A 12,838-nucleotide genomic window follows, 5' to 3' on the forward strand; every position below is an offset into this window, starting at 1 on the left:
TGAATCCCGCGCCTGTTATAGGTCGCGGGATTTTTGCGTTTATAAGCGCACAAAATCCCCTGCTTTCCCGCACTGTTCCCGTTTTTAAACGGATTCCCCGTTGTTCCTTATATTTCCTCTGTTTTACCCCTGTTTTGCCCTTTTTCAGACCTGTCCTCTGTTTTTCAGGTTTTAGAGGGCATTTCGAGGCACCTGAATTTTCTTATTGAAATCAACTGTCTATGAGTGGTGTAAAAGCACTGTCGTTTAGGGTTCGTGAAATCCTATGGTTGCAGAGAGTAGGCAAACAGGGGAGCTAGCCCACCTGTTTGCAAGTGAGTATTCATTAACATGATGAATGCCGGTGAACGTTATGGAAAAGAGTTACGCAGCCCAACTACATTGAAGTCAGCTTTGTAGAAAACACACAGTGATAACAACTTATTCTCATAAAACCTCAGAGATACCACGGCCGGTTTCGAGGACGTTGCATGTTGATCTTCCCTTTCAACCGTTCCTGGCTTTAATAGGGTTCGGGTATGATCTCAGTGATTTGCAAAACTTCTGTCAGCGTCTTTCGATTATCTATCATATCTTTCAGAGTGTAGTTGTTCAGTACAGTCACAAAGGCGTTCATAGCCTCAGAAAAGGCGTCTTTCAGACGACAGTTACCGGTCAGCAGGCAATTCCCATGGCTGCAGTCTACGACATCAAGGTGTTTTTCCAGCAGCTGAATAGTCTCCCCTAGCAGAATATACTCCGCAGGTTTGCCAAGTGTAATCCCACCACCTTTACCACGTATGCCCTTAACCAGCCCTTCACGGGTGAGCTGATTGATAACCTTTACCATGTGATTGTGCGACACAGAGTATGTCTCTGTGATTTCACTGATACGGGATATCTGCCCCTTCGGTTGAAGGGCCAGAAACAAGAGAGCACGTAAGCCCATATCGGTATAAGTCGTCAGTCGCATAAGGCCTGCCAGCAAAGGGAAGTGTGGAAAAATAATATCAAAGTATCTATTGAACATGCATTTAAAATACAACATTATAAAGATGTATTTCAAATGCACCTTAAGAAAGTAAGCTTATAGTATCAGGATGACCATGCTATCTTCCGAAACCATCGCCACCATCAAAGCCACGATACCCCTCTTGGAAACTGTTCGCACAGACCTGACCCGTCATTTTTACGAACGCATGCTCAGCCACCACCCTGAGCTGAAAGATGTGTTTAATATGCGTCACCAGGAAACGGGCAAACAACCTGCCGCCCTCTTTGAGGCTGTATTGGCTTATGCCCAGAATATAGAAAACCTCGAGACTCTTCTGCCCGCTGTTGAGCGTATTGCCCATAAACATACAAGCTTTTTGATCAAGCCTGAGCAATATGAAATTGTCGGGCACCATCTGATTGAAACTATCAGGGAACTGGCAGGTGAAGCTGCGACACCAGAGGTTCTTCACGCCTGGACAGAGGCCTATCAGCTGTTAGCACAGATTTTCATTAAAAGGGAAGATGAGCTCTATGAGCAAAGTCAATCAGCCAATGGCGGCTGGCGGGGGGCTCGTACATTTATCGTCTCAAAAAAGGTGAAGGAATCCGCTCAAATCACCTCTTTCTATCTGGAGCCAGCAGATGGTAAACCAGTGGCTGCTCACCAACCTGGCCAGTATCTGGGTATCAAGGTCAAGCCGCCAACATCAGCCAATCAGGAGATTCGCCAGTACTCTTTATCTGACGCTGCAAATGGTCAGTATTATCGCATATCTGTAAAGCGTGAGACGGCATCTGTAAATGGTGTTGTTTCCAACCATCTTCACGACAATGTGATGGAGGGAGATAAGCTGGAAGCTATGCCACCTGCGGGTGACTTTACAATGGATGTAACCCGGCAAAACCCTGTCGTACTGTTAAGTGCTGGTGTTGGCCTGACGCCTTTACTTTCCATGCTGAATACACTTCTGGAAGGTGGACATCAGGCACCTGTCTTCTGGTTACACGGTTGCGAAAATGGCAGCAACCATGCGTTTTCTGAGGATATCGCACGCAAAAGCACCGAACATGACAACCTTCACTCGTACGTTTGGTATAACGCTCCGGAAGAAAAGGATGAAAAGAAGCCATATGCCAACGGGCTGATGGACCTGGAAGCACTGCGCAGTGATATTAACAAACCCGGCACTCACTTTTACTTCTGCGGCCCCATTGCCTTCATGAAATTTGTGAAGGAGACACTAGAGCACTGGGGGGTCATGGAGGCATACATTCATTACGAAATATTTGGCCCACATAGCACTTTGTAGCCCCTGGCGTTCTGCGCAGTGTTTGCCACTGCGCAGCAGACAGATATATTGCCTCGAAGCACTTGCTATTTTCTTTATTGATTGCCATACCTCACTCCCCTTTGAGGATAGCGGTTCGAAGATGACATAGTGTGAAAGGCTCATGGAAAGCTCTGGTGGATCGCTGGATTCAAGCAACAAGTGCCACATTAAAAGGCTTTTCAGTTCTCAACCTGATCAACCACTCACCAAACACAGCATCTGTTTGCTCTGGTCTGACGAGAATGGCACGTGCTCCATGAACAAAAGCCGTTCGTAGCATCTTGTTTCCTCTCTTACTGATGCCAAGTAACTTGCTTTTGCCTCCGGTCGAGTTTGATAATGATTACTCATAAGGGCAAGACTGATAATTAGCCAGCTCGTAACTACTTTTGTGTTCGCACCACTCACAAGACACCCTTCCCATAAAATCAGGCAGAGGTCGTCATCTGAAGCTTTGACCAAACAACAGAATTCAGAGGTATAGCTTCGAGGAGGAAGCAGGGGCTGGGCATTTAAAGTCCCTGCCTATAGCAAACTTAGAATTACAACCGCGCTTTTTGATTAGCGGATCGTTACTGCTACTCTTGAGCTTCTTTGCAGGCAACCATATACATAATAGCTTGAGCACCCACATAATATATAAGGCTTGCCTTACTCTCAAAATCACTGGCAAAGCTTGTTCCCATAGCCATGACTGCCAAGGCAACCATGCCGAATGAAATGGCAGCTTTCAAAAAAGTAGCATTATTTGATCCAGCAAACTCTCTTTTCAGAATACTAAGAATGACCAGAACTAATGCAAGCAGCTCAAGAACTCCAATAGTGACCCATCCTAAGCCAGTGAGCGAGGAAAGAGGTGAGCCTGCAAGTGAGTCTGTAAGCCACTGAGGAGGGGCAGAAAATTTGCTAAAAGCACTCCAAAATAGAGCGATTTGTGCAATATACAAGCTGGAAAATATAGCTATTTTTGTAAGGAAAGAAAGCTTTAATAAATTTTTCATGCGATATTCTAACTCCCTAATTCATACTAAATTGTAAAAACGCTGTATATGACCATTGCATGATTACGTAAAAACCAGCATATAGGCGAAAAGGAGGTTGGAAAAGTTAGGTCTTCTACGTATTGGTATTGGTTTTTTCAGATCAGAATAGAGGGGGAGAGTATTGTCACTATTAACCGAGCCGCAAACGGGGTAGTAAAACAAATCATTATCACGATTCATAAAACCCAGAGCATTTATGTGCTGACTGTTAACTGAGGGAACTCTCAACTGCTCTCCCCTCTGTTGCCAAGCGTAAGGAAGACAAGGTTGTTGAGAAAACCAGATCATGCCAATCCGGATCGAATCTGGCTGTATGGTTCTGAAGCCTTAGGTACTTCAACCCTGAGTAGTGATATTGATATCGCATTTCTGGATGAGAGTTGCACGGATATCTCTGCGATAAAGGAAGAGATTGAGCAACTGTCCACTCTGGTAAAGGTTGATGTCACCAATCTGGCTCATGTCAATGAGCGGATGCAGAAACGTGTCATCACAACAGGCAAAGTGATTTTCAGCGCCACTCTTCAGCTTCGGGCAGAAGATGGTGTGGATAACTTTGGAAGAGCTCACTGATCCTGACAGCATTTATCTTGATGTTACCGTTAAGCGTTTTGAATTCACATTCGAGATGAGCTGGAAGGCGATCAAGCGAGTTCTGGCCTGGCGAGGAATAGAAGCCAATAGCCCTCGATCCTGCTTTAAGGAAGCCTACCAGCAGGGCTATATCACCAATGAGCAGGAATGGTTAGCAATGATCGAATCTCGCAATCTTACAGCTCACACCTGCGATGAAATGGAAGCGCGGCAGCTGGCACTGCGGGCGAGACAGTTCCATAAAGCCTTTGCAGAGCTTTATCTGGCTTTGGAATCCCAGCTGGAACCATAATAGGAAGCGTACCTGTGCCTTCCAAGCCCCCCTGCCAGAGAGCAAAATGATATTAATACAGGCTGGAGGTAGAATATGGTTATGAGAGGACTCACTGGGGCGTTCACCACCCCAGTTGGCGTGCAGTTTGTTCGGAGACTTCCAAGCCAATATCAGGCACCAAGCCAGTAATAGTGATTGTTGGCCTTCTTACCAACCCTGCCTTGCTCCACCAGTTTTTCAAACAGACTATCTGCTTCTTCTGCGTTTAATGCAAAATGTTTGGTGACCGCACGCTTTGTGCAAACCACCTCTTTATTGGTGATGGCACTGATAATCTTATCCAGCAGGATCTGAATAGGATCAGGCTCAGAAGGTTTCTCTTGTTCAACCTGTTTCTGTTCAAAGTGCGGCAACAACCCTGCAAGCTCAGTCTCTGCTCCTGCCTTCGTATCTACAGGCTTAGCTTTCTTCCCTTCATGGTTACGATAGAAGTAGCAGAAGCGCTGCTCTTCACCAATGACCCCCACAAAGAACGCAGCAAAGAAATCGAGAAGGATAGATAGAAATACAACCAATCCCAGCTGTGCTTGAGAGGAACTGGTACCAAAGGCCTTAGCGAGGCTTTCAATCAAACCAATCACTGAGCCTTGTGCAACAGGTGGCAGACTGTCGCGTTCTTGTGCAAGCATTTGCTGCTCTTTGCGCAGTTTGGCATTCTCTTTTTGAATACGTCCTACACCAGTAGCAATCCGCTCCATCTCAATATATTTTTGTGCCGCGATATTGTTGAGTTGAATCTGCTTTTCAATAGATTCAATTTCACGGTTATAGGTCGCAATTTTAGCCTGCTGAATGGCAATATGCCCTTGAGCGCTATTAGTCGCACTGTTGATACCACCCACACTACCACCGATAGAGATAGCCGCCAGCACCAGATAAAAGACCAAAGCCAGCACTGCCCCTGATAAGTTTTGATGGGCTCGGCGCTCACCAAATTCATACCAGGCATAAAACTTTCCAGCCTCAAAAATAATCGCCAACCCGCCAAATAGCACCTTCATCAGAAGGCCGTCGTTTATCGAGAGAAACAACAGTAGAGAAAAGATTGTGGAAGCAACAATCGCCGCACCCGTGAATGAATACACACTCACCATTGCGAAACGGCCCTTGGGAAAACGGGAACCGATTTGTTGTTGATAATTCATAAACAACTAGACGTAAACTAAAAGTCTCAAAGACAGGGCACAGCAGAGTACAAAAAACAGCCAATACCACCAATAATCGTCTGAGCTTACCGTGAAACTGTTGCTCAGGTATATAAATACAAACACTACCCCCTATTAGAGAGCAGGTGGCACTCTTTATAAAACCAGCTATCCTTTCCCGGTTTTTGGCTATTCGTGCTCAACTGGTACATAATCTCGGTTGACTTGTCAAAAAGGTTACCGCTGTCCAAGCAGCCACCAGAACAGCAACAATGTAGAAGGTTATAAACAGCCATGGGCAAAAAGGTCATCCCCAAAAATAAAGATAAGGATGAACTTTCATGGCCATAAAGCGCATAAGGGAAAATGATGACAATCAGCATTGGCAAACCGGTTGAAGACTTTTCAGCCAAGGCGACAAACAACACCACCGTTTCACTGAAAGCTCTTCAAGGGACAAACTTCGTACTCTACTTTTACCCGAAAGACAACACTCCCGGCTGCATCAGCGAAGGGCAGGCCTTCTCTGAATACCACCCACTGTTCCTCGAAGCGGATACCAAAGTATTTGGTGTATCCCAAGATACAATGGCGTCCCACAATAAGTTTCGGGAGAAGCAGGAGTTTCCCTTTGAACTGGTGGCCGACACTAAAGGCGAGCTCTGTGAATTGTTCGATGTCATCCGCCTGAAAAGAAAGGGTGAAGAGGAGTTTATGGGTATTGAGCGCAGCACCTTCCTGATAGACAAAGATGGCATCCTCCAGCACGAATGGCGCAGAGTAAAAATCAAAGATCACGTTGATGATGTGCTGCAAGCAGCCCAAGCCCTGGCAGGGCTGACACAAGAAGAAGAGGAGAGCACAGAGGAAAGCAGTGGTTCGGGTACTTAATACCTTACTTTCTCCTCAGCAGGCACAAAAATGGCGACCGGTTTCACCCGCTCGCCATTTTTCTTGAGACCGGCTTATTGCCTTATTCCGGTTGCGTTTGCCCCACAGCAGGCCAGGCAGAGAACACAGCCTTTACCAGAGTGGCTAAAGGAATAGCAAAGAACACACCCCAGAATCCCCAAATACCACCAAAAAGCAGAACCGCAATAATGATGGCAATAGGGTGCAGGTTAACTGCTTCACTGAACAACAGCGGAACCAGTACATTGCCATCGAGAGCCTGAATCACACCATACACCGCCATCAGCACAAAGAACTGGTGCTCAAAGCCCCACTGGAACAAACCAATGGCCGCCACTGGAATGGTCACAACAGCTGCGCCGATATAAGGAACTACAACTGAGAGACCAACCAGCAAGGCCAGCAGAGCCGCGTAATTCAACCCCATAAAGGCAAAAGCAATAAAGCTCGCCACACCCACAATCACAATCTCGATAAATTTACCGCGAATGTAGTTGGCGATCTGGTTACTCATCTCCTCAGACACTTGATTGATCATTCGGCGCTCTTTTGGCAACTTGGAAGAGAACCAGGCCACCAACATGGCGCGATCCTTCAGGAAAAAGAAGACGAGAATCGGCACCAGAACCAGATAAATCAGCACACCCACCAGGTTTGGTAACTTGGAGAGCGAGAAGGACACCAGCCACTGCCCCAGCGTCGTGAGTTGTGTACTGGCCGCTTCACTCCAGGCATGCACCTGCGCATCAGACACAAAACCCGGGTAAGCCTCAGGCAAATGCTGCAACATCTGCTGCCACTGCTGCACCATGCGGGGCAACTCGTTTAACAGCGTTGACCCCTGCTCCCAGATCAACGGCATTATCAGCAGGATTACTGCCAGCAGCACGGCAATAAAAAAGACAAACGTCAGGGAGACAGCCAGCATATGAGGGCACTTCATCCGCTCAAACCATGCTACACACCCTTGCAGTACAAACGCCAGCACCAGCCCTGCAAACACCGGGGCCAGCATCGTTCCGAGTACAAGGATAATTACCAGTGCCGCTGCCAACAACAGCAACAGCACGATGGCCTCTTCATCAGAGAAGTATCGGTGCAGCCAGCCGCCAATAACCCTGAACATTGTTATTCTATCCATGCTTTCTCAGTATGTATGTGTAGGTTCCTGATTCCAGCCCACTGTGAAGCAATTCATGACCTACTAAGTCAGTAAAACTGGCAAAGTCCCGCTGTGAGCCAGGGTCCGTTGCCTCCACTTTCAAAATTTCACCTGCTGCCATTGCACTTAACGCCTGTTTCGCCTTCAGCAAAGGCATGGGGCAACTCAGGCCACGAGCATCCAATTCTTTGTTAATCGACAAAGAATCAATGTCAATATTTTCAACCATAGCGCTTCTACTTTACCGGCCATGAACACATACGGTAATAGTATCGCACCCACTGCAAGGGTAATATAGAAATGTCGTCATACTGTTTTTTGGTTACGGATATCTATGGCTTTATTTAAGACTCTGCCCACAGTTTTGCGTTCTTTCTTATTGCCTCTGGCCCTGACTGCCAGCACACTGGCTAATAGTGAGATTACTCTGCCCACCATTGGTGATGCCAGCTCCAGTATTGTATCCATTCAAAAAGAGCGTGAAATTGGCGGTGTATTCCTGAAAATGCTGAACAGCCAGCTAAGTACAGAGTCCGATCCCGAGCTTGTGGAATATGTTGAAAAACTGGTGTACCGACTGGCAGAATCCAGCCAACTGCAAAACCGCGAACTCTCCATTGTTCTGATCGACAGCCCCTACCTTAATGCTTTTGCAGCGCCCGGTGGCATTGTTGGCATTAACCTCGGCCTGTTTTTCTACGCCCGCACCGAAGATGAATTTGCTGGCGTAGTCGCTCACGAATTGGCTCACCTAAGCCAGCGGCACTATGCGCGGGGCGTAGAAACAGCACAGCGGCAAAGGCTTCCCACAATCGCAGCCCTCCTTGGCAGTATTGTTCTCGCCGCCAGTGGCGCAGGCGATTTAGGCGCCGCTGCTCTCTCATCCACTGTTGCTGGCGCCCAGAGCTACCAGCTGGCATTCAGCCGTATCAACGAGCAAGAGGCTGACCGTGTCGGCATTCTGACCATGGCACGGGCAGGGATGGACCCACGGGGCATGGCCACATTGTTCGAGCGCATGAGTAAACTGGAAGGCACAGGGCCACAGTACGAATTTCTGCGCACTCACCCTTTGAGCCGTAACCGGGTATCAGACGCCCGCAGTCGTGCAGAGCAGTACCCTGCCAAACCACAAAATCCCGATGGTGAGTATCAGCTGATGCGTAACCGCGCCATTATCCGTCTGGCACAATCTCAGGAAGACATCCGTAACCGTTTTCAGAAAGAACTGAACAGCAGTCGCAGCGGACATGAAAACGCAACCCGCTACGGGCTGGCCCAGGCGGAACTCAACCTGCAAAACCCCAAGGGCGCAAAGGAAGCTTTGCAACCACTACTGGCAAGCAGCCCTAACAATATCCATTACCAGATATTACATAACCGCATTCTGTTTGAATCCGGCGATCACAAAACAGCCATCAGCAATTTAAGAAAGCTGTTAAGCGACAACCCAGGCAATTACCCAACAACCCTCGCCATTGTTGATTTGCTTTATAACGATCGCCAATACAGCGAGGCCATGAGCATCCTCCGGACAGAAAGCCGCCGTCGCCCTGACGATTCAACTATCTGGTATAACATGGCAGAAACTGCCGGTTTGGCTGGAGATATTCTCACTGTGCACACATCACGGTCACAGTATTTCTTTTTGGTTGGGGATATGGATAACAGTGTGAAGCATCTGGAGTACGCACTGGAACTACCCAACGTACCCTTTAGCCAGCGTGCTGCATTGAAAGAAAGAATTGAGGAAGTGAAGGATTACAAAAAGAAAATGAAGCTGTAATCGGTTCCCCTCAATAATGTGCTTGCAGCCAGCATAAAACTGCACCATTTAAAGGCTGGAAGATAAATATGGCACCTTCAATGATCGATACTTAAGAACAAACCAATTTCGTCTCAAGGTCCTGTGAAAGTGAGCCTTGAGACGATTCACGCTGAAGACTGAGCACTCTTTTAGAGTTATTTTGGAGTGTCAGGTACGTCTAAATTTTTTACACTGGGGTATCTTTGCCTTAACAAAAGCTCTCTCATATCTGCTTCAAGAACAGGAAGTTCGTACTTGTAACCTATATCATCGCGCAAAACGACTACATACTTACCCAAATCCTTACTTTTGGAAACAAATTCTTCCAACCAAGATTCCCTTCCACTTAAAACAACATGAGTGAGTGAAGGTAAAGAGGCAAGAATCAATATAATATCATCAAGCAGGGTGGAATAATCGTCTTTTGGGAAATAGCTGAACGAGAGATCGACTTTCTTCACATTATCAATATCAAGTTCTTCATGAATTCTACGAATTAACAGCCAGGGCATTGCTGACATACTCATATCCACAACACCTTCTCCACCACCAGTATTGCTTCTATGTCTTTCAAAAAAGGTATTTATATACTCTTCTTGAGCTGGTCTGCGCAATACAAGTGTCGGCAAGTATATATCAGTTGCTATAATATTCTCTGGGTAGAAGATCATAAGAGGGGTTGCTATCCAACCAGCAGCTTTAGCAATATGCTCATTGACCAGGGGTGAGGCCAAGCCACCTATAACAACAAAATCTGCTACCCCATCTTGAAGAAGCTCTTGAAGAACAATAAGTCCCGCCTCTGTTCCAGATAATACAGACCTTGTTAAAAATCCCTCAGCCAAAACAAGTGTCGGAGATTCAGACGATAACGGCTTGCTCTTTTTTGATTCAATTATCTTAGAAGCAGGATAGCTAGCATCCGCTTGCGTAAAATTCAGGTATGCGTATTTTTCTCTCGCATTTTCTACAAGTGAAGAATTAATTTCCAACCCGTGACCTATTGTGCGTATACCATTATGTTCCAGCTCTCTTGATGCTAAATCCAGTTCGGTCCCAGAGCCACAGCCCAATGCGAACAAATGCGCACCATACCTCTTGGCATCCTCACACAAAGATGACTCATAACATAAAGAATCTCGAAGAATATTAACTAAAACAGGCCTATGCCAAGCATAAAAGCTTGATGCCTTTTTGCCATAAAACTCTTCCGTCATTACAGGAATAACATGTTGTCTCAAAAAAAATGGAATCGATTGAAAGGCTTCCGGCTTTATAACTTGTGGTGCTTGCCCCATAGTTGGGTAATAATAAACATTATCCAAAGTCGCGCCATACTCCGGAAGCATTCGCCTACGCTCCCGCCAACTTTTAAGACAATCTCCATCAGGCTTATACAAATCACATCCCGACTCATGCTCCAATGCGATATAAATCCCCCCCTGTCTTGTATAAGCCTCCTCAAGGTGAGGGGGATAAGCATAATCAATGAGTTTGAGTGCATGGACAGCTTTACCTTCAGGCGAGCGCAATGTTTCCCTAACAGGAACCGGGAGTCTCAGGATTCTTATGCTAGCCCTTCTTGATGGCGGATCGACTGGCTGAAAAACTGGGGTGAGGGCACTGAGATCATTTTGCAAGGAAGGAACAAGTAACTCCCACTGCCCAAGAGGCTGATTGACAGGTGTTTGAAGGCCAGCATGAGCCATAAACACATAAAAAAAAATAAAAACTAATACGCTCTGAAAATACCCTCCTCCTCTTCTACACAAATCAAGAAGCAGCCTCCAGAGAAAGGGAGAAAAATCACTTTTATGATCGGATACAGTTAAGTACTGATCATGACTATTTGAACCCAAAATACGTGCCTTCCTATCTCAGGACATCTCACGAGCAGGTGGCTAAAGATAGTGCAACACTTTTCCCTCAACCAATTTTTGGCACAAAAGGTTGAACTCTATGACTTTCGCCTTGGAAATAAACGGATGTTTTCTCACAGAACATCGCCACAACCAAAGGCAAGAATTCCCTCAGATGTATAGCAGGCACCCTGAGCAGGATGCCAGGATGCCAGGATGCCAAAATCCTCTATTATCAGGCTGCAGCCGCCTGACTGGTGAAATCCAACATACGCTGCAAAGGCTTCACGGCCTCAACGCGAACGTCTTCAGGTACTTCAATCACACCACCCTTACCTTCCAGAGCATTAATCACACCCTGAAGAGAGTTCAGAGCCATCCATGGGCAATGGGCGCAGCTGCGACAACTCGCACCCTGCCCTGCTGTTGGCGCTTCAATCAAGGTTTTCCCTTCACCAGCTATCTGCTGCATTTTGTAGAAAATGGCACGATCCGTTGCCACGATAAAGGTATCGTTTTTCATCGAAGCTGCCGCATGAATGAGCTGACTTGTAGAGCCAACCACATCAGCAATTTCCACCACAGACTCTGGAGACTCCGGATGTACCAGCACTGCTGCATTCGGATAAACCTTCTTAAGATCAAGAAGACCTTTTGCCTTAAACTCCTCGTGAACAATGCAAGCACTATCCCACATCAACATATCTGCGCCTGTTTGCTTTTGAATGTAGCTACCGAGGTATTTGTCAGGCGCCCAGATAATTTTCTCATCTCGGGCCGCCAGCTCATCCACAATCTCAAGAGCACAGCCAGAGGTCACAACCCAATCGGCCCGGGCTTTTACGGCAGCGGAGGTGTTGGCATACACAACAACTGTATGATCAGGGTGACTGTCGCAAAAAGCAGCGAACTCATCTTCCGGACAGCCCAGATCCAGAGAGCAGGTTGCCTCCAAATCAGGCATCAGGATGGTTTTCTCGGGGCTGAGAATTTTGGCGGTTTCTCCCATAAACTTCACACCGGCAACAACCATGGTGTCAGCCGGGTGCCTGGCACCAAAGCGAGCCATTTCCAGAGAATCGGCCACACAGCCACCAGTCTCTTCGGCCAGAGCTTGCAGCTCCGGAGCGGTGTAATAGTGGGCCACCATCACGGCATTCTTTTCTTTCAGCAGTTCACGAATGCGCTGCTTGAGCTTTTCCGGATCAGCCGTTTCCTGTACGGGGCGCGCCTCAAGGCTGTCGAGGTGCTGGCGAACAAAGCTTCTGTCCTGTACTTGCGTCATGCGGGTATTCTGTCACTCTCATTGTCGTTGCCGCCCAGTTATCCAAACTCAACGGCAAACCAGTCCAGCCATGCACATCTGCAGGGTAGCAATACCAGCGGCATAAAACGGTACATGACAATTTGCACGGCATGTTAGCACGGAAATTTCATAAAACCGAAATACAAGCGTGAGAAATAAGAAGGTCAGAAAAGATATAGGGGGGAGACTTTTACAGGAAAGTCTTTTTAAAAGAAAATGGTGGGTCGTGTAGGATTCGAACCTACGACCAATTGGTTAAAAGCCAACTGCTCTACCAACTGAGCTAACGACCCACAAACAACCATCCAGCGCATGGATAGATATTTTTGAGAGGACTCTTTAGAAAAGAGAATGGTGGGTCGTGTAGGAT

At 46.9% G+C, this 12,838-nt stretch carries 13 protein-coding genes, 1 tRNA gene and 1 pseudogene; 6 read left to right on the forward strand and 9 right to left on the reverse strand.

Annotated features, from left to right (window positions below):
* The coding region (locus E1189_RS25490; protein WP_230460362.1) for a hypothetical protein at positions 1-209 on the forward strand (209 nt) is incomplete at its 5' end.
* A gap of 293 nt (positions 210-502) precedes the next feature.
* Here E1189_RS25490 and E1189_RS12210 read toward each other — a convergent pair.
* Positions 503-952 carry an Rrf2 family transcriptional regulator gene (locus tag E1189_RS12210; RefSeq protein ID WP_155160606.1) on the reverse strand — a complete coding sequence of 150 codons (450 nt, stop codon included), beginning with the start codon at positions 950-952 and terminating at the stop codon, positions 503-505.
* A gap of 133 nt (positions 953-1,085) precedes the next feature.
* Between E1189_RS12210 and hmpA the strand changes: the two genes are divergently transcribed.
* Entirely contained in the window at positions 1,086-2,285 is a 1,200-nt protein-coding gene (hmpA, locus tag E1189_RS12215; RefSeq protein WP_155160607.1) for an NO-inducible flavohemoprotein, read from the forward strand.
* A gap of 258 nt (positions 2,286-2,543) precedes the next feature.
* On the opposite strand, the pseudogene E1189_RS25495 reads toward hmpA, so the two are convergent.
* Both E1189_RS25495 and E1189_RS12225 read right to left on the reverse strand, forming a co-directional pair.
* Positions 2,544-2,640: pseudogene (locus E1189_RS25495) on the reverse strand (transposase); the annotation flags it as partial.
* 244 nt (positions 2,641-2,884) lie between these two features.
* Positions 2,885-3,307: a hypothetical protein gene (locus E1189_RS12225; RefSeq protein WP_155160608.1), complete on the reverse strand. Its 423-nt coding sequence runs from the start codon at positions 3,305-3,307 to the stop codon at positions 2,885-2,887.
* A gap of 312 nt (positions 3,308-3,619) precedes the next feature.
* On the opposite strand from E1189_RS12225, the gene E1189_RS12230 reads away from it, so the two are divergent.
* Both E1189_RS12230 and E1189_RS12235 read left to right on the forward strand, forming a co-directional pair.
* Positions 3,620-3,922: a nucleotidyltransferase domain-containing protein gene (locus E1189_RS12230; RefSeq protein ID WP_155160609.1), complete on the forward strand. Its 303-nt coding sequence runs from the start codon at positions 3,620-3,622 to the stop codon at positions 3,920-3,922.
* Entirely contained in the window at positions 3,906-4,235 is a 330-nt protein-coding gene (locus E1189_RS12235; protein WP_196221402.1) for an HI0074 family nucleotidyltransferase substrate-binding subunit, read from the forward strand. Before E1189_RS12230 ends, E1189_RS12235 begins: the two co-directional genes overlap by 17 nt.
* A gap of 152 nt (positions 4,236-4,387) precedes the next feature.
* On the opposite strand, the gene E1189_RS12240 is transcribed toward E1189_RS12235, so the two are convergent.
* Positions 4,388-5,422: a bZIP transcription factor gene (locus E1189_RS12240; protein WP_155160611.1), complete on the reverse strand. Its 1,035-nt coding sequence runs from the start codon at positions 5,420-5,422 to the stop codon at positions 4,388-4,390.
* 366 nt (positions 5,423-5,788) lie between these two features.
* Between E1189_RS12240 and E1189_RS12245 the strand changes: the two genes are divergently transcribed.
* On the forward strand, positions 5,789-6,313 hold the full coding sequence (locus tag E1189_RS12245; protein ID WP_329602011.1) for a peroxiredoxin: 525 nt from the start codon (positions 5,789-5,791) through the stop codon (positions 6,311-6,313).
* 82 nt (positions 6,314-6,395) lie between these two features.
* Here the strand turns inward: E1189_RS12245 and E1189_RS12250 are convergent, their stop codons facing one another.
* Together E1189_RS12250 and E1189_RS12255 are read right to left on the reverse strand one after the other, a co-directional pair.
* Positions 6,396-7,475 (reverse strand): AI-2E family transporter, encoded by a 1,080-nt coding sequence (locus E1189_RS12250; protein ID WP_329602012.1) that lies wholly within the window; start codon positions 7,473-7,475, stop codon positions 6,396-6,398.
* Positions 7,468-7,725 (reverse strand): sulfurtransferase TusA family protein, encoded by a 258-nt coding sequence (locus E1189_RS12255; protein WP_155160612.1) that lies wholly within the window; start codon positions 7,723-7,725, stop codon positions 7,468-7,470. Before E1189_RS12255 ends, E1189_RS12250 begins: the two co-directional genes overlap by 8 nt.
* A 105-nt stretch (positions 7,726-7,830) precedes the next feature.
* On the opposite strand from E1189_RS12255, the gene E1189_RS12260 reads away from it, so the two are divergent.
* Positions 7,831-9,282, forward strand: a complete 1,452-nt coding sequence (locus tag E1189_RS12260) for a M48 family metalloprotease (protein WP_155160613.1) — start codon at positions 7,831-7,833, stop codon at positions 9,280-9,282.
* A 176-nt stretch (positions 9,283-9,458) separates the two neighbouring features.
* On the opposite strand, the gene E1189_RS12265 is transcribed toward E1189_RS12260, so the two are convergent.
* From E1189_RS12265 to E1189_RS12275, 3 genes are all read right to left on the reverse strand, one after another.
* Positions 9,459-11,162 carry a hypothetical protein gene (locus tag E1189_RS12265; RefSeq protein ID WP_155160614.1) on the reverse strand — a complete coding sequence of 568 codons (1,704 nt, stop codon included), beginning with the start codon at positions 11,160-11,162 and terminating at the stop codon, positions 9,459-9,461.
* Positions 11,163-11,397: 235 nt separating this feature from the next.
* Complete coding sequence (nadA, locus tag E1189_RS12270) at positions 11,398-12,447, reverse strand: quinolinate synthase NadA (protein WP_155160615.1); 1,050 nt, start codon at positions 12,445-12,447, stop codon at positions 11,398-11,400.
* A gap of 238 nt (positions 12,448-12,685) precedes the next feature.
* A tRNA-Lys gene (locus E1189_RS12275) sits at positions 12,686-12,761 on the reverse strand.
* Positions 12,762-12,838 lie beyond the last annotated feature (77 nt).

The organism is Parendozoicomonas verongulae, assembly GCF_009711465.1.
Classification (GTDB): Bacteria; Pseudomonadota; Gammaproteobacteria; order Pseudomonadales; family Endozoicomonadaceae; genus Sansalvadorimonas; species Sansalvadorimonas verongulae.